Below are 21536 nucleotides of genomic sequence, written 5' to 3'. Positions count from 1 at the left end.
CATCCTGGACTCTGGTATCTTCATCCTTCTTTCCGGCATAATGAATTGGGACAAACCGCTCCAGTCTACGGTCAAAACAATAAATTTGCTGATTGGCTATCAACCAAAGGAAGCCGTTGGGTGTTTCGCGTATCTGCGAAACCTTCACATAGTTGTTATCCGGCCCGAAGTTCTTCATATTTTTTCCGTCATAACGGCTCAGGCCGTTATCCGTACCAAACCACATAAAACCGTCACTGTCTTTATGGATACAGGAAACGGTATTATCAGCCAATCCGTTCTGCATGGTAAGCACCCGTATATCCTTCTCAAAAAAAGCATATCCGGAAGTATAACAGAAGGCAAACAATAATAACGCAACGATAAATCTCCCCATACATAAAACGATAAGTCATACAAAGAAAGAAAAAAAGAGGGAGAATAATCCTAATCGGAGTAAATAAAACTGACGAAAAAGAGCAAATGATTAAAACACCAGTCATTTGTGAATAAATCACCCATCATACTGTATATCAATAAGTAAATTAAAGAGAACACCCGCTGTTAATGAATAAAACACCTGTTATCCCATCTGTATATACCCGATACTTTTGCTTACAAAGATTATTTAAAATTAGTATTCACAACCTTAAAACTAAAAGAGGATGAAGAAAAGAGTCACATTATTAATTGCGCTGCTGATGGCCAGTATATCCTATATATACGCGCAGCAGTTGACCATTACTGGTACTGTTATTGACAAAGGCCTGGGCGATCCGGTTATCGGAGCGACCGTTCTCGTGCAAGGAACCACCAACGGGACTGTTACAGACATGGACGGTAAGTTTTCTATCAACGCTTCCAAAGGAGATGTATTAAATATCTCCTATATCGGCTACCAGCCACAAACCGTTAAAATAGACGGTACACAACAGGTTTACACCATTCAATTGGGAGAAGACACACAGGCACTCGATGAAGTGGTTGTTGTCGGTTTCGGAACACAGAAGAAAGTGAACCTGACCGGAGCTGTTTCCACAGTCGATACCAAAGCATTGGAATCGCGCCCCGTAGCACAGGTAGGACAAGCCCTGCAGGGAGTTGTTCCCGGTTTGAACCTTTCGCTGAACAACCAGGGGGGTGCATTGGGTAACGCCTTGAAAATAAACATCCGCGGTACAGGCACGATCGGTGAAGGTTCGAACGACGCCCCGCTGATCCTGATCGATGGAATCGAAGGGGATATGAATGCTTTAAACCCGGATGATATCGAAAACATCTCCGTACTGAAAGATGCAGCCGCATCCAGTATTTACGGTTCACGTGCTCCATTCGGCGTAATCCTTATTACGACCAAAAGCGGAAAAAGCGGAAAGACACAGGTTTCTTATAATAACAGTCTCCGCTGGTCTACGGCAACCAATCTGCCTGATATGATGGATTCTTACACATTTGCCAAGTACTTTAATGCAGCCGCGTTGAACAGCGGACAGGACAGCCCGTTCAATGACGAAACATTAGGACGCATTATCGCTTATCAGAAAGGAGAACTGTCGACAACCACTGTTCCTAATCCGGGTAACGGCATGTACGAATTCCATCAAAGGGCGAACGACAATCAGAACTGGACACGCAACCATTTCAAAACGGGTTTCAGCCACGAACATAATGTAAACGTAAGCGGCGGTACTGAGAAGCTTACCTATTTCATGTCGGGTGCCTTCATGGATCAAGGTGGTAACATGCGTTACGGTGATGACGACTTCAAACGTATGAACGCATCAGCCAAGATCAACTCGAAGGTGAACGACTGGTTGCAGATCGGCCTAAGCACTCGCTTCATCCGTGAAGAACTCGACCGTCCGACTTACGCAAACGATGATCCGGACAATACCACAAACGGTATCCAGGTCGGTTTATATTACCACGACATCTCACGTACCTGGCCGACTATGCCTCTCAAAGATCCGAACGGGCATTACATGCGTAATTCCAAAATCATCCAGATCGAAGACGGAGGACGTTACAAACGCAGAAAAGACATAATCTATACACAGGCAAACGTAACCATCACCCCGTTGAAAGACTGGAACATCCGAGGAGACGTAAGCCTGAAGGCAGAACATATAAACAAAGACGAAAACCTGGCTAAAATCTATGAATGGAACTCAAAGAACGAACCGGTGCCTTTGGCATTTGCCGGTAGCTACGGTCCTGGTGCAACGTATGCATGGTCTTCCGCACAGGACAACAATCTGTTGACAACCAGCTTGTATACCGATTACTTCAAGTCGTTCAACAAAAACAACTTTAAAGTGATGGTCGGCTTCAACACCGAACTCTACAAGCAGAACTATGTGTATGCTAAACGTGACGATGTAATCAGCGACGAAGTGCCGAGCATCGATACCAGTATGGGTAAAGACTATACGTCGGCCAACAAAAAGGAATGGGCCACCGCCGGTTTCTTCGGACGTTTGAACTACGACTACGACGGTCGTTACCTGGCTGAGATCAATATTCGTTACGACGGTTCTTCGCGCTTCCTGCGTGACAAACGCTGGAATGTATTCCCTTCTTTCTCGCTGGGATACAACATCGCACGTGAAGCATTCTGGGAAGATCTGTCGGAATACGTAGGCACTTTGAAACCTCGCTTCTCATGGGGTAAGCTGGGTAACCAGAACACCAAGGAGTTCTATCCGTTCTATCCTTCCCAACCACTCGGACTGAAAGATGGTAAATGGTTGATCGGCGGGCAGCAACCGACCACGGCAACTGCTCCGTTGATGGTCAGCGACCTGATGACCTGGGAAAAGATCACAACAACCAACATCGGTTTCGACTTCGGTGCTCTGAACAACCGCCTGACCGGTTCATTTGAATGGTATATGAGAAAGACAGACGATATGGTAGGCCCTCCCGAAGAAAAATCACCGATTATCGGTATCGACAACGGCAAACTGCCGCGTATCAACAACGCAGCCATGCAAAGCAAAGGTTGGGAACTCGCTTTAACCTGGAACGACCAGATCGGTAAGGTGGGTTATACTGTCGGATTTACATTGGCGGATGCCCGTACCAAGATCACTAAATACCCGAATGACGCGCAGATCATCGACCGCAAGAACTCGGACGGCATCATGGAATACGTTCCTTACAACGGCAGATACATGGGCGACATCTGGGGCTTCGAAACCATCGGCATAGCCAAGACCGACAAGGAGATGCAGGATCATCTGGCTACGACAGACCAGTCACAGATCGGTAGCAAATGGGGCGCAGGCGACATCATGTACAAGGACATCAACAACGACGGTAAGATCACAACCGGTTCCAATACGGTAGGCGATCCGGGCGACCGCAAGATCATCGGTAACGAGACTCCGCGCTACCAGGTAGGTATCACACTGGGAGCCGACTGGAACGGTTTCGACTTCCGCGCTTTCTTCCAGGGCGTTTGCAAACGCGATGTCTGGTTGGACGGTAACTTCTTCTGGGGTGCTGTAGGCAGCGGTCTCTGGCAATCTATCGGATATAAGGAACATTTCGACTACTTCCGTCCGGAAGGCGACGACATGGGTGCCAACCTGAATTCTTACTTCCCGAAACCTTACTTCGATGCCAATGCGACAAAGAACCAGAAGGTACAATCCGGTTACCTGCAAAGCGCAGCATACCTGCGTCTGAAGAACCTGCAAATCGGTTATACCGTTCCTAACCACCTGACATCAAAAGCAGGTCTGAGCAAGGTACGCGTATTCTTCTCCGGCGATAACCTGTTCACCATCTCTTCTATCTTCGGCGTATTCGATCCCGAAGCAGTAGGCGGAGAAATGGGTGCCGGTAAGATCTATCCGCTATCAAGAACACTGTCATGCGGTGTAAATGTTTCATTCTAATAAATAAAAGCATCATGAAAAGACAATCAATCATCATATTATCGCTGGCAGTCGGCTCGCTAAGTTTCACTGCGTGTAACGACTTCCTCGACCGTGAACCGCTATCGTCCGTAACTTCGGAGCATTATCTGAACACAGAAGCGGAGTTGGCCAGCTTCGGAGCCGCACAATACGATGCGCTTCCGGCACATAAACCGGGTGAATACAGTATCGGTGTATTCAAGACCGACAATAACAGTGACAATCAGTGTTCCACAACAGAAGAAGATAACTTCGTTCCCGGCGAACGCCGCGTACCGACCAGCGGAGAATGGGACTTCAAGAAGATACGCGACTGCAACTATTTCCTTGAAACCGTATTGCCTAAATACGAAGATGGAAAGATCAGCGGCGTAGACGGAAACATCCGCCATTATATCGGAGAGATGTATTTCTTCCGCGCATTCCAGTACTTCACCTTCCTGAAGAAGTATGGAGACTTCCCGATCGTCGACAAAACACTCTCGGACGACTATGCCGAACTGGCCGAAGCCAACCAGCGCCGTCCGCAGAACGAAGTGGCACGCTTCATCCTCGCCGACCTGGATAAAGCAACCGAGATGTTGAAGGAAACAGCTCCCGAAGCTAACCGCCTGACAAAATACGCAGCTCTTCTTTTGAAGTCGAGAGTAGCCTTGTACGAAGGAACCTGGTTGAAATATCACGCAGGAACCGACCGCGTGCCGGGTGGACCGGGATGGCCGGGTGCCAACGCCAGTTACCTGAACGGTTTTAGCATCAACCTGGACAGCGAAGTGCAGTTCTTCCTGACAGAAGCCAAGAATGCCGCAGAACAAGTGGCCGACAAGTTCCCGTTGGGCGATTACTCCAGCATGTTCAACAGCATCGATCTGTCGGACAAGCCCGAAGTCATTCTTTGGAGAAAGTATGACATCGGACTGAAAATATTCCATTATGTGGTATCTTATCTGCAAGCTGTTTACCCGGGTGGCAACGGTTGTGGTAATACGGGCTTTACCCGTTCGCTGGTAGAAAGTTATCTGATGAAGAACGGTCTGCCGATCTATGCCGCCGGTTCCGGTTATAAAGGTGACAAAACGCTGACTGATGTGGCTACCGACCGCGACAACCGCCTGCGTGAATCCATGAGTATCACTGGCGACCAGATCAACCCGAACAATATATTCAGCCGTCCGGGTATCACAATCATCGCCGAGAATAAGAACACAACCGGCTATTGCCTGCGTAAAGGTTTAAATCAAGACCCGAACATGGGAGCAACCCTGCCGAGCAACACAGGTTGCGTTATCTTCCGTGCCGCTGAAGCTTATCTGAATTATATCGAAGCTCACTATGTACTGAACAACTCGCTGGATGCCAAGAGCATCGCTTACTGGAAAGCCTTGCGCAACCGTGCCGGTGTAGACAACGATATACAGAAGACAATCGCGGCAACCGATCTTTCGAAAGAAAACGACTTCGCCGTATATTCCGGTGATCAGCAGGTGGATGCTACCTTATATAACATCCGTCGTGAACGTCGTTCGGAATTCATCGCCGAAGGTTTACGCCTCGACGACCTGTACCGCTGGAGAGCGCTCGACCGCATGAAGGACTACCAGGTGGAAGGTTTCAACCTTTGGGACGAACAATACAAACTGTATGACGACCTGAAACCAGAAGGAGAAGCCGACGAGCCTAACGTTTCGAGCAGTAATTCGAGCAAGTATCTCCGCCCGTACCAGATACACCGTAACAACAAAGCGTTCAACGGATATACCTTTATGAAAGCTCATTACCTGGCTCCTATCGCTTACGACGTGATCCGTCTGAGTACACCGGAAAAGGGTGGCGATATAAGCACTGCTTACATCTACCAGAACCCGGGTTGGGAAGTCCAGGCGGGAACAAGTGCTAAGAAGTAAGGCATCTACTAACAGCTACAATACGAGTAAGTAACATTTAAGTCCCTACTCTTTCCTCTTTCGGCAAATGGAAAATAATCTTTCGACTATTGGGAAAAGATTATTCGACAATAGTCAAAAAATCATTTGCCAACTGTCGAAAGATGAAAAGGTAGGGTACTAAACAATAGAAGTTCACCATGAAACAGTTACCCCAACAGCTCTTATTACTTACTTCCTGCCTATGTATCAACGCAACACAGGCACAGAAGAAGATTGAAACACCTAACCTGGTGTTCATCATGGCCGATCAATGGCGCGGACAGGCAATAGGTTGCTTGGGACTGGAGCCGGTACAGACTCCCAATCTCGACCGTCTCGCCGCCGAAGGGGTCTATTTTACGGATGCAATCAGCAGCTATCCCGTCTCCTCCCCTGCCCGGGGAATGCTGATGACGGGCATGTACCCGACAAACAGTAAGGTAACAGGCAACTGCAATTCAGCCACGGCTCCTTACCATGTGGAGCTACCCACCGAAGCCCGTTGCTGGTCGGATGTGCTGAAAGACCAGGGATATGAACTGGGATATATCGGGAAGTGGCATCTCGACTCTCCTCACCAACCTTACATCGATACCTATAATAACAAAGGCAAAATAGCCTGGAACGAATGGTGCCCCAAGGAACGCCGCCACGGTTTCAGCCACTGGATCGCCTACGGCACGTACGATTATCACCTGAAACCTATGTACTGGGATACGGATGCTTCCCGCGACGAGTACTATTTCGTCGACCAATGGGGGCCGGAATATGAGGCCGACCGGGCCATCGACTACATCGCCAATCAAGATAACAAGCTACGCGACAGCGGCAAACCTTTTGCCCTGGTCGTATCCATGAACCCGCCGCATACCGGATATGAGCTGGTTCCCGACAAATACAAAGAGATATACCGGCACATGGATGTCGAGACTTTATGCGACTCGCCCGTTATCCCTCCCCGGGGAACCGAGTCGGGAGATTACTTCCGGAAGAGCGTGCCCGACTATTATGCCTGCATGACCGGAGTAGACGAACAAGTGGGTCGCATCATCCGCCAGCTGAAAGAACAGGGATTGTTCGACAATACGATCGTCGTATTCACTTCCGATCATGGCGATTGTATGGGAATGCACAACCATATCGGGAAAGATATTTACTACGAAGAAGCGATGCGTATCCCGCTTATGATCAGCTGGCCGGAGAAGATCGCACCGCGCCGCGACTCGACCCTGGCGATCGCTTTTGCCGACCTTTATCCTTCGCTACTCTCATTGATGGGCTTCAAAGATGAAATACCGGCAGAGGTACAGACATTCGACTTGTCGGCTTCCATCCTTTCCCCGGAGAACACCCAGGAGGTTGTACAGCCCTATTATTACGTCGTCCCTGAAAATTTAACAACCGGATACCGGGGTTTACGAACAAAAAAATATACCTTTGTGGTACATGCTACAAACGCTCAGACTGACGAGTGGTTGCTGTTCGACCGCGAACAAGACCCGTTCCAGCTAAACAATATAGCCCCCGATCAGCCGGAACTGATTAAACAGTTTTCCTCCCGGTTAAAAGACTGGCTGAAGAAGACAAATGATCCTTTTGTAAACTGTCTATAACGAACATACACATGAAAACATATTTTTATCTGGCAATCCTTCTGATAGTAAGTATCTTCCCGGCAATGGGACAGGAAACCGATATTCCGCGCCCGGCACCTCATCAGCTGAAGTGGCACGAGTCGGAAATGGGTGTTGTCTTCCATTATGACCTGCATGTCTTCGACGGCATCAAGTATGGTCAGGGTAACAACCGCGTCCAGCCGATAGAAGATTATAATATCTTCAACCCGACACAACTCGATACCGATCAATGGATACGGGCGGCCAAAGCAGCCGGGGCGAAGTTTGCCGTACTGACGGCCACGCATGAGACGGGCTTTGCCATCTATCAGAGCGATGTCAATCCGTATTGCCTGAAAGCGGTGAAATGGCGTGACGGGAAAGGGGACATCATCCGCGACTTCGTCAACTCCTGCCGCAAATACGATATTATGCCGGGGATCTATGTCGGCATCCGATGGAACTCACTTTTTGGCGTTCATAATTTCAAGGTACAGGGAGAAGGAGAGTTTGCCGCCAACCGTCAACAATGGTATAAGCATTTCTGCGAGCGCATGGTGGAAGAACTATGCAGCCGTTACGGGGATTTGTTTATGATCTGGTTTGACGGTGGCGCAGACGACCCGAAAGGGGACGGGCCGGACGTATTGCCGATCATCAGCAAGTACCAGCCGGAATGCCTCTTTTATCATAATGTAGACCGGGCGGACTTCCGTTGGGGCGGTTCCGAGTCGGGAACTGTCGGTTATCCCTGCTGGTCTTCTTTCCCTTATCCTTTCTCGCACAGCAACAATACGGAAGGGGTTCGCAATCATAACGACCTGCTGAAACAGGGCGACAAAGACGGTCGTTACTGGGTGCCGGCTATGGCTGATACACCGCTTCGCGGGATGAACGGCCGTCACGAATGGTTCTGGGAGCCGGATGACGAGCAGACCATTTACCCGGTAGACAGCTTGATGAACATGTATTATAAGTCGGTGGGAAGAAACGCAACGCTGATTGTCGGCCTTACACCCGATACGACCGGACTGATCCCTGCCGGTGATGCGCAACGCCTGAAAGAATGGGGCGACGAGATCAACCGCCGCTTCTCCTCTCCTCTTGCTTCAACCTTCGGACAGAAGAAAAGCCTGACGCTGAAACTGGATAAGGTGCAACCTGTCAATCACTGCATTATCCAGGAAAATATTCAAAACGGGGAACGCATTCGCCAGTATAAAGTAGAAGCCAAAGTGAATGGCAAATGGCAGACGGTCTGCGAGGGTGAGTCGGTAGGTCATAAACGTATCGAACAGTTCCCGGCAGTCGAGGCTTCGGCTTTACGCCTGGTTATCTCCCGGTCGGTTGCACAACCGGATATTCGTAACTTCAGTATTTTCAACGTTCAATAACAAAGGAATGACAAGGAATAAGACATATCTGTTGACATTGATCCTGAGTGGTGCAGCATGGGTTTGCCCCGGTCTTACAGGACAGACTTCCTTTGTTTATGAAAAGGGAAAGATGTTTACTGACGTTACAGCTTCTCAGATGGAGCATTCTATCGGGTTGGGAACGCAGCAAACACCAATATATTATGAAAAGAATATTCCGGGGAAACAGCAAACAGTTTCCTATCGAATAAAGATACCGGCCTATAAACAGGGTATCTTCTTCAGCCGCGATAGTCGGCCGGACGATTACCAATGGCCGAACAATACGAATAGGTTATTACCTTGGGTATTCAACCGACTGGATGATTTGACACAAGAGGCTTATCCGGGTATCCCGTCCAACGGGGCTCCTTCCGTGCTGAGTGATGCCCTGTTGCTGGAACTGGCTGACGGAGAGTTTCTCTTTGCCAAAGCAGTGGCCGGAGAGAATAGTATCAGTTGGTTTCAGGTGAATAAGGACGGTTCGCTGACTGTCTACCTGTCTACCTGTCTACGTTAGGGACTGACAACCTGGCTTCGCAAGCTCCTGTCCTGCTGGCGGAAAAAGGGAAAACGGTTTACGATGCGATCCATAAGGCATATACCGCACTGATCGGTAACCGGGAAGTATCGGCTTTGCAGAAAAGAACGGACAAAGGTTACTTCGAAGCCTTCAACTACCTGGGCTGGTGCTCCTGGGAACATTATCATTTCGATATAGACGAGACCAAGATGCTGAACGACCTGGACGGCATCGAGGCATCCGGCCTTCCTATCCGTTACGTTCTCATAGACGACGGACACCTGGCAAACAAGAACCGCCAGCTGACGAGCTTCGTGCCGGATAAAGAACGGTTCCCAAACGGATGGAAGAATATTATCTCCCGGAAGAAAGAAGATAAGATAAAATGGATGGGGTTATGGTATAACTTCTGCGGTTACTGGATGGGGATATCGCCTGAAAACGATTTCCCGGAAAAGATTAAAGAAACCCTTTATTCCTACAACGGCAGTATGCTTCCCGGCAAAAGCAAAGAGAATATCGGGACATTCTATCAATATTATATCGGAACGCTGAAAGACTATGGCTTCGACTTTCTGAAGATAGACAACCAGTCTTTCCTGCTACCTCTTTATATGGGTAATACGGAAGTGATACGGCAAGCCAAGGCCTGCAACCTGGCGCTGGAAGAACAAACACACAACCAGCAGGTCGGACTGATGAATTGTATGGCGCAGAATATCCTGAATATCGATCATACGCAATACAGCAACCTGGCCCGCGTCAGCATCGATTATAAGAAATATGATGAAGACATGGCCAAATCGCATCTGTTCCAGTCTTATACCAATACATTACTGCAAGGACAAACCGTTTGGCCCGACCATGATATGTTTCATTCGAGCGATACTATCTGTGGTAGTCTGATGGCCCGCTCGAAAGCGATCTCCGGTGGCCCGGTCTATTTATCGGACTCTCCGGTTGATTTCGTAAAAGAGAATATCCTGCCGCTGATCGATGAAGAGGGCAGAATATTCCGTCCCGAAGCGCCTGCCATACCGACACCCGAGTCGGTGATAACCAATCCGCTGAAGGACGGAAAGGCGTACCGGGTATTTGCTCCGACAGGAAACGAAGCAGTGTCGCTGATCTGTTATAACCTGAATACATCGCCTTCCCATCACCAGGTGGAAACAACAATCAGTCCGGCGGATTATTCTCTCCGGGAAACAATGAGCGGGAAAGCTGCTCCCCAGGCAGAACGTATCTTATTATACGACTGGGAAAAGCAAACGGCAGAAGTGTTGACTGCCGATAAGCAGATAGCATTGGAAGGCTTTACAGACCGCCTGTTCCATCTTTGCCCGATCCGTAACGGATGGGCTATGGTAGGAATACAGGAGAAGTTCCTCTCGCCGGCCACAGTCGAGGTCATCTTCTCCAGTTCCAAGCAGTTAAAGTTGAACGTCCTTTGTCCGGGCAATCTCCGGGTATGGGCGGAAGGAAACAGTCAGCAGGAATTACGTACCATACCGGTCAGTCATCCGGGAGAAATAACAATAAACAAACAATAATCCAAAAACATACGATCATGAACAAGAGCCTACTTCTATCCCTGGCCGCACTTCCCTTAGTAGGGACGACAGGCCAGACAAAAGCTTCCAAGATACAGGAACGGCCGAATATCATTCTATTCCTTGTGGATGATATGGGTTGGCAGGATACCTCCCTTCCTTTCTGGAAGGAAAAGACACATTACAACGAGGTCTACGAAACGCCGAATATGGAACGTCTGGCCCGTCAGGGGATGATGTTCACACAAGCGTATGCGTCGAGTATCAGTTCACCCAGCCGTTGCAGTCTCTATACCGGAATGAATGCCGGCCGCCACCGGGTAACGAACTGGACCTATCCCAAGAATGCTTCCACCGACCGTAAAAGCGATGTACTGGAACTACCGGACTGGAACGTGAACGGTATCTGTGAAGTGCCGGGTATCGAACATACCTATCAGGTTACTTCTATGGCTCAGATACTGAAAGATAACGGCTATCATACCATCCATTGCGGTAAGGCCCACTGGGGGGCAGTAGATACTCCGGGCGAAAACCCTTATCACTTCGGCTTTGAAGTAAACATCGCCGGACATGCCGGGGGTGGTCTGGCGAGCTATCTCGGTGAAGCTAACTTCGGTAACCGTACGGATGGAAAACCGAGCCCGTGGTTTGCCGTCCCCGGACTGGATAAATACTGGGGCAAAGATATATTCATCACCGAAGCACTGACACAGGAAGCAACCAAAGCATTGGATAAGGCACAGCAATACGACCAGCCGTTCTTCCTCTATATGTCGCACTATGCCATCCATGTTCCGATCGACAAGGATATGCGCTTTTATCAGAAGTATATCGATAAAGGCCTGGGGGAAAAGGAAGCGGCTTATGCCGCCCTGATCGAAGGAATGGATAAGAGCCTGGGCGACATCATGAATTATCTGGAAAAGAACAACCTGGCTGATAACACCATTATCCTCTTTATGTCCGACAATGGTGGCCTGGCTGCCGAACCGGAATGGCGTGACGGCAAACCGCATACACAAAACTCTCCCCTCAACAGCGGTAAAGGTTCCGCCTATGAAGGAGGCGTACGCGAACCGATGATCGTCAGCTGGCCGGGGAAAGTACAGCCGCAGACGAAATGCGACAAGTATCTGATCATCGAAGACTTCTTCCCGACCATCCTCGAAATGGCAGGCGTAAAGAAGTACAAAACGATCCAGCCTGTCGACGGTGTCAGCTTCATGCCGTTACTGACCAACACCGGCGACCCTTCCAAAGGACGCAGCCTTTACTGGAACTTCCCGAACCTTTGGGGAAATACCGGCCCGGGTATCGGAGCAACTTGCACGATCCGTCAGGGTGACTGGAAGCTGATCTACTATTACGAAACTGGAAAGAAAGAGTTATTCAATATCCCTGACGATATAGGCGAAAAGAACGACCTGTCCGCAGCCAACCCAAAGATGGTAAAAAAACTATCCAAAGACTTAGGAAAGCAGCTGCGTAAGATGGAAGCACAGCGCCCGTCGTTTAAGGCAACCGGCAAGCCTTGTCCCTGGCCGGATGAGATATAAATTTTAGCAGTTGTTCCTGCACTCTTTCAAGAATATATCCTATCTTTGCCTGTAACAAAATTATTTAACTATGAAGAATAGACGAAAGACAAGGATTGTACCTGTTCCTGTCATACAGGAGCAGATACGGAAAGAGAGAATAAGTATTTCTAAAGAATTGGGAAGATACTTATTGGATGTATCGAAATTAGTAATCGGAGGAGCTGTTATTACAACAGTCTTACAACTTAATTCCGATAAATATGTGGTAATAGCAGCGGCTATAAGTTTAGCTATAATCTTCTTTATGTTGGGATTTGGAGTATTAATCTTTAAAAAGAAATAAATATGGGACCAGCTTTATTTTTATATTCTCTTTTGGGAGCAGCTGCCCTTATAGGGTATATCTTCCTTTTTAAAACTAAGAAAGGCAGAGATTGGTTAGAGAGAAACAGTTAAGCTAACAATAAACATTTGGCCCGGATAATAGGATATCTTCATAAGATACTTACTATCCGGGCCTTCTATTATATAAACCTCTCTCTCTTCTGCAAATTCAGTAACCCTATCATCATCCATACCAGGCCGCCTGTAAAAAGGAAGATGCGGCTCTTAATGATCAGGCTTTCCCAGATCACCGGAAGGAAGTTTTCAGGGACTTTGAACGGGTTCAGCAGGATATTCCAGAAGGAACGCTCTATGAAATCCATCTCACTGGTTATCAGGAGAAGAATTGCCAGGATGATCGTTAATACCGCTGTCCCATTGCCGCTACGGGTAATCGTGGAGAGCATAAAGGCCAGATTACCGAAAAAGACCAGCGGAAACATCAACTGGATGGACATCTCAAACGGGTTGACCGGATAGAGCAACAAGGTCGCCACATACGAAAAAGCCACAAGGATAAAGAAGATCGCCACATAGATCATCAGCAGACGCACTCCCCACACCTTGTACTTATAGTCAGGGATACCGAAAAGGATTTCCAGTATCCGGTTGTCCTCATCGTTCTGGATGCCGAATACAGCAGGATAGAAGACAAGCAGGACGCATGGGAACATCAGCAGGTTATAAATCACCCCTTCGTTAATCTCCGAACGGTTCCAGGCCACCTGAAACATAAAATAGGCAAAGAAGACAAACGCCGCCACCAGGAACCAGATGAACTTCCCGGCAAAGATGATCTTCAAGTTGTATTTCACTACTTTAGGTAGCAGTTGTATGAGTTGTTTCGTTGTCATATCAATCATTCATATTCTTTAGTAGACAGAGATAAGCATCTTCCAGGTTCGGTTCTACCTGTACGGCACCCTCATAAGGCGGTACGGCAGAAAGATAGCGTACCTGTATCGTATCGCCATCCTGGATATGATGGATTACCATCGTCTTATCCAATACTTTCTCAAATTCTTCCCGTCCGATATGGAACTGCCATACCTTGCCGGCAGCCATATCCACCATATTGATCGGATCGCCGAAATACTTCAGATCCCCCTTATTGATTACTACCACCTGGCTGCAAGAACTGGATATATCTTCGATAATATGGGTGGAGAAGATCACGATGCGGTCACGACTCAGTTCGACCAGCAGGTTACGGAAACGGATACGTTCACGCGGGTCGAGTCCGGCCGTAGGCTCATCCACCACCAGGATACGCGGCAGGTGAAGCAGGATCAGGGCAATACCGATACGCTGTTTCATACCGCCGGAAAAGGAGCCGATCTTGTCGTCCTTCCGCTCGTACATGTGGACGGCTTTCAGGACGTATTCCAGCCGCTCGTTACGCAGTGCGGTATCTGTAATGCCTTTCAGGATGGCCTGGTAATCGAGGAACTCCCAGGAAGACATATTCTCGTAGGTTCCGAATTCTTGTGGCAGGAAACCGATCAGGCTCTGCAGTTCTTCGCGGTAGATACGGGTATCCAGGCCATTGATCCAGATGCTGCCATAGCTCTGTTCGAGGATACCGCAGATCACACGCATCAGGGTAGACTTTCCGGCTCCGTTAGGCCCCAGAAGACCGAACATCCCCGTGCGGATTTCGAAAGACACTCCACGAAGGGCTTTGAACGGCTTGCGCTGTTTACCGATCAGCGGGATACTCTTGACCATGCGGAACCACGAACGCCGCAATCCGGCCATACGTCCTTTGATACGTTCGATATTGATCTCCTTTTCATACAGATATTGAGAGGAGATATAGACGGCAATACAGAACGCCCATAACAAACCGACTACACCGACCAGATTCGTATTATCCATCTTCAGGAATAACATGAATAGGATAACCGGCGGAATACTCCAGAAGATCACGCGATTGATATACTTCACCGTCTTACTCTCTGCAAAACGGAAATACAGATACTCCCGTACTTTCCGCCACAGGTAAAGGATCGTAGCATAAATGGCAAACGACAGCAGGAATATCCACAGCCGGTTGTCGATAAAGAACCAGGTGAAATAGATTCCGAAGAGCAGCATTCCGAATTGCCAGATCACATTCACAAAGTCTTTCAGGGAACGGTACTCGTTGCCCAGTCCCAGATGCCGGCGGATATGCAGTCCGCTGTTCCATTGGCGGCTGAAGCGTCCCGGCCAGTCGTATATCTTCACCAGGTTGCGGACAGAGATATGTATTTCCTCTCCGGGATCGATCACCTTCGAGCGGGCCCGGCGCAAGCTGGTCTGTGCAAAATAAGTCACGCCCGGAATACCGAACACCAACAGCACCAGATAGATGGATTGCCACAGCATACCGTCGGCATACAACCAGATACAGGCAATCCCCAACAGGAACAAGACCAGATGAAGTATCCATATTTTAGGGGACAGGCCACGATACCATTGCAACGTATTCTCCAATCCCATGCAGACGGTCGGTATCAGGATCAGGGTAAGCAAGGCGGAGAAGGCCAGCCCCCCTATCACCGTGATGGCAAACGGCGCACCGATCGCCCCGGCATATTCCGCATCCCCCATCGCCAGCGGGAACATAGCCACGATGGTCGTAATCGAAGTGATCAGGATCGGGCGGATACGCGACAGGCCGGCTGTCATCAGCGCCCGGTTGCGGCGGTATCCCTGCCGGCGTAGGATATTGGAGTAGTCGATCAGGATGATACCGTTGTTCACTACCACCCCCAGCAGAATCAGGAAGCCGGTCAGCGTATTGGCATTCAAGAGACTGTTGCCCGTCAGCAGCAAGGCCAGCAGAGAACCGATAGCAGCCAGCGGGATCGAGAAGAGCAGGACAAAAGGCGTCACCAGCGACTCGAAGACCGAAGCCAGGATCATAAAGATCAATATAAAGGCGGCCACGATCAGGAACTTAAAGTCGGCAAACTGATCCTCCTCATGGAATACCTCCACCGCCACCCCGGCAGGCAGGTTATACCCCGCCACCAACTGGTCGATGTCCGAACGATAGCCTTCCAGCAGGTCTTTCGACGACTCCACATCTTTGGAAAAGTTATAGAACACCTCGATCTGCTTATCCTGATTGACACGCATGATACGCGAACGTCCACGGCCATAGTTGATAGAGGCCAGATCCTGCAAGTTATGCAATCCCCCGGCCGCATTCTGTATCTGCACGGCACGCAGATCGTCGATCGTTTTATCTTTCTTCCCGGTTTCCTCCTCCTCTTCTTCGGCTTCGGGGACATCATTACGGATAATGATATCATAGGTATCCTCTCCCACCTTGAAGGAAGAGCCGGACGAGTATTCCGAATTGAGCGCCGCCAGTCCAGAAGAGATATTGGCACGGGAAATATCGTAGGAAGTCAGCAGGATAGGATCAAAATCAAGCCGTATCTCCGGCTGACGGCGGTTGTAGGAAACGTTGGAGTTACGGATAAACTCCTGCTCATCGAGGTAATAGCGGAAATCTTCGGCTACGAGTTGCATCACATCGAAGTCGGAACCTTTTATCACGATCCGTTCGCGGTTATCGCCTATTCCCAGCAGGCGCATAAAGCTACCCAGGCCACTCATGGCCGAGCCAGCTCCTCCTCCTCCACCCATCGCCTCGTTGACGGATATTTCCACTCCCTGGATGTTGGCCAGCTTCGATTGTACATCGGCTTTGATATCGGCAATCTTACGTTTACCTATTTTCGTATAGTCGTCTTTCAGGACAAGGGTAAGCACGGCATCCGTCTCACGGATACGGCAGATCAGGTCTTTCATCTCCGGAAAGTCGGTCAGACGTTCCTCCATCACCTTGACGACCTTGTCGGTGTTGTCGAGCGTGCTGCCGGTCTGCATCGTAGCGTAGATGTTGAAACGGTCGGAGTCGACATCCTTCATCTGCTGGACGTTCAACGTGATGGAGAGGATCAGCGTGGCAAACAGCAGGATGATGGCACCTATGATCGTCACCCCCGAATTACGCATGCAAGTCTTCAGAAAGACCAGATAGATCTGAACGGGACGCTGTACGATCGAGACTTTCTCGTAGAACACGCTTTGCCCCGTCTTCTTCCGCAGCAACGTATACGTAGCCATCGGGATGAAAAGAAGGGCGACAAAGAGGGAGATCGTAAGGGTCGAGATGATCGAGACGCCGATATGATGCCCGATCAGCTTGATCATGAAATTATCGGAAAAGACGAAAGGCAGGAACACCGTTACCGTTGTCAGCGTAGCGGCCACGATCGAGCGCCACACCTCCCGGGTACCCTGCGTCACAGAACGCTCAGGCGTAGCTCCGGTGCCGGAGAGACGGTAGATGTTCTCCAGTACCACCACACTGTTGTCGAGTAGCATCCCGATGGCCAGTGCCATGCCGACCAGCGTCAGGCTGTTGATCGTTATCCCGAAAGCATAGAAGAAATTAAAAGCCGTATAGACCGAGATCGGGATCGAGAGGGCGATAAAGAACACGAGCCGCAGGTTCTTCAGGAAGAGCCAGAGGATGAGCACGGCCAGCAGACCGCCTATCAGGGCCAGGTTGATGATCTGATTGATATTATTCTCCATCGTTTCGGCCGTATTCTCCTGCACCACGACTTCTACATCGAGGTGTTCCAGCTTCTTATTCAGCTTGTCTATCGCTTCGGTAGCGCGGTGCGACAGATCGATCAGGTTGGCTTGCGAGTCGTTCGTGAGGGCGACGGACACGGCATCTTTCCCGTTCACACGGCTGAAAGAGGTTTCTTCCTTCAGGTCGAAAAAGACCGTACCGACATCTTTCAGCAGCACAGGGCCGGGGGCGACGACGATGTTCTCCAGGTCGCTCACCGCCGTATAGAGCGAGTTTACATGGATGAAATACTTACTGTCCGGCTCGTCAACAAAGCCCACGAAGGCCTTGTCCTGTGTGTTTTGCGTCAGCAGGCTGCTTATCTTCGAGGGAGTGAGGTCGAGTGCCCGGCAAGCTTCGGGATTGAGCCGTATCTCGATGGCTTTCTCCCGGCCGCCGTAGACATTGACGGAAGCTACCCCGTCGATATTCTCAAGGTCGGAACGGATCTCTTTATCTACAATATTACGCACACGGTCTATCCCTCCCGAGCCACGCACCTGAAGTACCATGAAGTTGTTTGCCAGCTGCGAAACATCCACTTTCTGCAGCTGCACCATAAAACCCTCGGGGAAAGTAGCCGCCAGCTCGTTCACCTTCTCCTGCAGGCGCAGGGAAGTAATCTTGAAGTTGACCGTATTCTTAAAATCTACCTGTATATTCGATTGCCGGCTGTCGATATTCGACTGTATCTTATCCACCCCGCCTATCGAACTGATCGCTCCCTCGAGGGGAATGATCACCTCCGACTCCACATACTGAGGATCCATGTCCTGTTGGGAAGATACCTGGACAAAGAGCATCGGCAGTTCGGCATTCGGCAATAACTCCACCGGAAGCTGTTTATACGACACATAGCCCAGCAGGGACAGTGCGATGAACAGCATCGAGATCGTTATTCTTCTATGTAGTAAAAAGTTCATATCTTTTTCATCCTTTCCAACACATAATACACGCACGGTATCACCATCAAACTCATTAAAGTAGATGTTATCAGTCCCCCGATCACAGCGATAGCCATCGGCGAACGCAGCGAAGCACCCTCACCGAAGCTGAACGTCATCGGCAACAAAGCCAGGATGGTGGTCAGCGTGGTCATGATGATCGGGCGGATACGTTGCTGGCCTGCCTGCACGATCGCGTCGGTCAGGGGGCGGTCTGTTTTCAGTTGGTTGATACGGTCGACGAGGATGATGGAGTTGTTGACAGCGATACCCACCAGCATCACGATCCCGATCACTCCCATCATATTAATGGTTGTCCCGGTGATGAAAAACAGCAGGATCGCCCCTACCACCGCCAACGGAATCGTCAGCAGGATGGTAAACGGATGGAGCAGCGACTCGAACTGCGAAGCCAGCACCATATACACCAGTATCACAGAAAGCGCCAGGGCAAATAGCAGGCTGTTCATCGACTCCTGCCGCTTCTCCTCCTCACCCGTTACCGTGATGGAATAGTTCGGAGGGAGTTCGATGCCTTTTACCGTCCGGCGGATCTCTTCAGCCACCTTATCCAGCGACCGTCCGGCATCCATATTCGCCATCACCCGGCTGATACGGTTCTGTCCACGCCGGTAGATCTCCTTCGGAGCTTGCGACTCGCCGAAGGTGGCGATCTCGCGCAGGCGGAACTCCTGTTCGCCGTTCTTTATCACCAGGTCGCCCAGAGCCGCTAGCGGGATATCGGGGGTTTTGATGACGATGTCGCGCATCTCACCGCGGTACTCCATCTTTCCGGCTTCCTTGCCACCCAGTTGTTGCTTCAGCTGCTCGATAACGGTGGCGACGCTCAGGTTGTTGATACCCGCCATCGTACGGTTGATGGAAATGGTTATTTCCGGGGCACCGTCTTCGATGGAAGAAACGATATTATATAATCCGCTTACGTCCTGTATGCGGGTCTTTACTTCTTCGGTGATAGCGGCGATTTCATCCAGCTCCTCTCCTTTCACCTCTACCACGATAGGGGCGCCTTCGCTGCCGAGGAGCGAACTGAGGGAGTTTTCTTCCTGTTTGATAGTCAGCTCGAGGCCGTCGGGATTCTCCGCCGTGCGTACGAACTGTTCGATGACCGCTTCCGGTGCGATTTTACATTCGGGGGAAAGGATCACTTTCATCATGGCCGTGTTCTCCCCTTCAAAGATGGCGTTCTCGGAGCCGCTACCCTCACCTATATGGCTGTAAACCGTCAAAAGGGAGTCGCCCGATATCGTATAAAGGAGTTCCTCCAGGTTCGAGACGGCCGAAGAAGTACGTTCGAGCCTAGTTCCTTCCGGCATCTTCACCACGACGGTAAAGGCCTTGCTTTCCATCCGGGGCATAAACTCCGTCCCGATCAGCGGGAGCAGGAAACCGGTGATCACCAGCAATCCCACCGCCCCGGCAATCACCCACCAACGATGGCCGATCAGACGGCGCAACAGATGGCTGTAACCGGTCATTTGGATAGATTTCGTTTCCGTTATCTCCATCTCTTTTTTTCTCTTTCCGGAGATGCGGTCATACAACATCGGTATCACCAGTATCGCCACGAACAGCGACGAGACGAGCGAGAACGTCACCGTCCAGGCCTGATCCTTGAACAGCTCGCCCGAAGCCCCGTGCAGATACACGATCGGAAGGAAAACAACAACCGTCGTCAGCGTAGAAGCGATAACCGCCCCCGCCACTTCCGACGTACCCTTGATGGCCGCTTCCCTCACCGACAGTCCTTTCTCCTGGTTGCGGAAGATACTTTCGATCACCACAATGGCGTTGTCCACCAGCATCCCGGCACCCAGCGCCAGACCGCCCAGCGTCATTATATTCAGCGTAAGCCCGTTAAAGAACATCAGGTTGAACGTAGCCACGATCGAGATCGGGATCGCCATGCTGACGATCAGTGTCGTACCGAAACGGCGCAGGAAAACGAACAGGATCACCACCGCCAGGACGATACCCAGCACGGCACTGTCTTTCACCTCCCCGATCGCACTCTTGATAAACGTCCCCTGGTTGGTTATCACCTTAAAATGATAACCGGGCAACGCCTGCTCGATCACGGCCAGCTGACGGGCAACGCCATCTACTACCTTGACCGTATTATAACGCATTTCTTTATAGATGGACAACCCGATACTCCGTTCCCCGTTGATGCGGACGATGTTGTCGGGACGGGCATTCTCGAATGTCACGGTGGCTACCTCGCGCAGGAAAAGGGGGGCTTTGTCGCCTGTCGCTTCCGCAGCAGAGCCGGTATTGTTCGTACTTGCTGCCGTCTCCTGTTTATTGATCGCCTTATAACCGACGATCAGGTTCTCAAAGTCTTCGGCCGAGGTGAACAGGCTGGAGCTCTTTACCAGATACTGCAAGCCCAGTTCGCTGACGCGGCCGCCGGAGATACTCTGGTTGTTTGCCTCGATACGGGAAGCGATATCTTCTATCTTCAGTCCAAAGGCATCGAGTTTATACGGGTCGGTACGGATCGTCAGGGTACTTTCCTCCTGCCCCGACAACGTTACCTCTGCCACACCTTCCAGACGGATCAGCTCGTTGCGGATATAGCTTTCGGCCACTTTCCGGAGTTCCGCCATATCCGTTATATGCTGATGCGAGAGGCCGATCAGGATAACCGGCGACTGGTTCGGATCGTGCTGCGTGATCTTCAGCTCGGTAATCTCCTTGTTCTGCGAGAAAGGATTCATTGCCTTCTGCAAGTCGAGGAAGGCCTCATCCATATCTTTCGTCCAGGTGTACTCTACCGTGATACGAGCCGAACCTGCTTTCACGACCGACGATACCTGTGTGACGTCGCTCTGGCGGATCGCCATTGACTCCATGTTCTTGACAAACTGCTTCTCTATCTCTTCCGGCGGACGTTCTCCAGCTTTCAGCTCGATAAACAGCCGGGGGTTATTCAGGTCGGGCAGCAGGTCGACGCTCAACTGATCGTAGGAGATCTTCCCCAACAGGAGAATCGCCAGCACGACCATACAGATAGTGACCGGATTGCTTACCGCAAATTTGACGATGTTCTTCATATTATACTCTATCG

Annotated in this window: 10 protein-coding genes and 1 pseudogene; 7 read left to right on the top strand and 4 right to left on the bottom strand. The window is 50.1% G+C overall.

Annotation, left to right across the window (positions count from 1 at the left end; genetic code table 11):
• Positions 1 to 376, bottom strand: a 376-nt coding sequence (locus tag HMPREF1536_RS09280) for a two-component regulator propeller domain-containing protein (RefSeq protein ID WP_046151785.1), incomplete at its 3' end; no start/stop codon positions are given.
• 268 nt (positions 377 to 644) lie between these two features.
• Between HMPREF1536_RS09280 and HMPREF1536_RS09275 the strand changes: the two genes are divergently transcribed.
• The 7 genes and pseudogenes from HMPREF1536_RS09275 (at position 645) to HMPREF1536_RS09245 (ending at position 12818) form a co-directional block, all read left to right on the top strand.
• Entirely contained in the window at positions 645 to 3881 is a 3237-nt protein-coding gene (locus tag HMPREF1536_RS09275; protein ID WP_044193533.1) for a SusC/RagA family TonB-linked outer membrane protein, read from the top strand.
• Positions 3882 to 3895: 14 nt separating this feature from the next.
• The gene (locus HMPREF1536_RS09270; protein ID WP_028729985.1) at positions 3896 to 5806 is read left to right on the top strand and encodes a RagB/SusD family nutrient uptake outer membrane protein; all 1911 of its coding nucleotides are present in this window, start codon (positions 3896 to 3898) and stop codon (positions 5804 to 5806) included.
• Positions 5807 to 5985: 179 nt separating this feature from the next.
• The gene (locus HMPREF1536_RS09265; RefSeq protein ID WP_028729986.1) at positions 5986 to 7440 is read left to right on the top strand and encodes a sulfatase family protein; all 1455 of its coding nucleotides are present in this window, start codon (positions 5986 to 5988) and stop codon (positions 7438 to 7440) included.
• Positions 7441 to 7505: 65 nt separating this feature from the next.
• The gene (locus HMPREF1536_RS09260) at positions 7506 to 8837 is read left to right on the top strand and encodes an alpha-L-fucosidase (RefSeq protein WP_394364721.1); all 1332 of its coding nucleotides are present in this window, start codon (positions 7506 to 7508) and stop codon (positions 8835 to 8837) included.
• 7 nt (positions 8838 to 8844) lie between these two features.
• Positions 8845 to 10934 (top strand): annotated as a pseudogene (locus tag HMPREF1536_RS09255) (Sip1-related alpha-galactosidase).
• A gap of 17 nt (positions 10935 to 10951) precedes the next feature.
• Positions 10952 to 12493 (top strand): sulfatase, encoded by a 1542-nt coding sequence (locus HMPREF1536_RS09250; protein ID WP_028729988.1) that lies wholly within the window; start codon positions 10952 to 10954, stop codon positions 12491 to 12493.
• A 70-nt stretch (positions 12494 to 12563) separates the two neighbouring features.
• The gene (locus tag HMPREF1536_RS09245; protein ID WP_028729989.1) at positions 12564 to 12818 is read left to right on the top strand and encodes a DUF6722 family protein; all 255 of its coding nucleotides are present in this window, start codon (positions 12564 to 12566) and stop codon (positions 12816 to 12818) included.
• Between the two features lie 181 nt (positions 12819 to 12999).
• On the opposite strand, the gene HMPREF1536_RS09240 is transcribed toward HMPREF1536_RS09245, so the two are convergent.
• Genes HMPREF1536_RS09240 through HMPREF1536_RS09230 form a run of 3 tightly spaced genes read right to left on the bottom strand, consistent with a single transcriptional unit; the run spans position 13000 to position 21522 of the window.
• Positions 13000 to 13713, bottom strand: a complete 714-nt coding sequence (locus HMPREF1536_RS09240) for a hypothetical protein (protein WP_028729990.1) — start codon at positions 13711 to 13713, stop codon at positions 13000 to 13002.
• Position 13714: 1 nt separating this feature from the next.
• The gene (locus tag HMPREF1536_RS09235) at positions 13715 to 18424 is read right to left on the bottom strand and encodes an efflux RND transporter permease subunit (protein WP_028729991.1); all 4710 of its coding nucleotides are present in this window, start codon (positions 18422 to 18424) and stop codon (positions 13715 to 13717) included.
• Positions 18421 to 21522, bottom strand: a complete 3102-nt coding sequence (locus HMPREF1536_RS09230) for an efflux RND transporter permease subunit (RefSeq protein WP_028729992.1) — start codon at positions 21520 to 21522, stop codon at positions 18421 to 18423. Before HMPREF1536_RS09230 ends, HMPREF1536_RS09235 begins: the two co-directional genes overlap by 4 nt.
• Between the last annotated feature and the right edge of the window lie 14 nt (positions 21523 to 21536).

Source organism: Parabacteroides gordonii MS-1 = DSM 23371 (genome assembly GCF_000969825.1).
GTDB classification, from domain to species: domain Bacteria; phylum Bacteroidota; class Bacteroidia; order Bacteroidales; family Tannerellaceae; genus Parabacteroides; species Parabacteroides gordonii.
The sequence above is the reverse complement of the archived record's forward strand: the minus strand, read 5'-3'. Positions and strand labels throughout refer to the sequence as shown.

What these genes read in the sequence shown, in the direction of transcription:
- HMPREF1536_RS09260 (WP_394364721.1), top strand. Translation starts at nt 7,506, where the DNA reads ATGGGACAGGAAACCGATATTCCGCGCCCGGCACCTCATCAGCTGAAG.
- HMPREF1536_RS09235 (WP_028729991.1), bottom strand. Translation starts at nt 18,424, where the DNA reads ATGAACTTTTTACTACATAGAAGAATAACGATCTCGATGCTGTTCATC.
- HMPREF1536_RS09230 (WP_028729992.1), bottom strand. Translation starts at nt 21,522, where the DNA reads ATGAAGAACATCGTCAAATTTGCGGTAAGCAATCCGGTCACTATCTGT.
- HMPREF1536_RS09265 (WP_028729986.1), top strand. Translation starts at nt 5,986, where the DNA reads ATGAAACAGTTACCCCAACAGCTCTTATTACTTACTTCCTGCCTATGT.
- HMPREF1536_RS09250 (WP_028729988.1), top strand. Translation starts at nt 10,952, where the DNA reads ATGAACAAGAGCCTACTTCTATCCCTGGCCGCACTTCCCTTAGTAGGG.
- HMPREF1536_RS09245 (WP_028729989.1), top strand. Translation starts at nt 12,564, where the DNA reads ATGAAGAATAGACGAAAGACAAGGATTGTACCTGTTCCTGTCATACAG.
- HMPREF1536_RS09240 (WP_028729990.1), bottom strand. Translation starts at nt 13,713, where the DNA reads ATGACAACGAAACAACTCATACAACTGCTACCTAAAGTAGTGAAATAC.
- HMPREF1536_RS09270 (WP_028729985.1), top strand. Translation starts at nt 3,896, where the DNA reads ATGAAAAGACAATCAATCATCATATTATCGCTGGCAGTCGGCTCGCTA.
- HMPREF1536_RS09275 (WP_044193533.1), top strand. Translation starts at nt 645, where the DNA reads ATGAAGAAAAGAGTCACATTATTAATTGCGCTGCTGATGGCCAGTATA.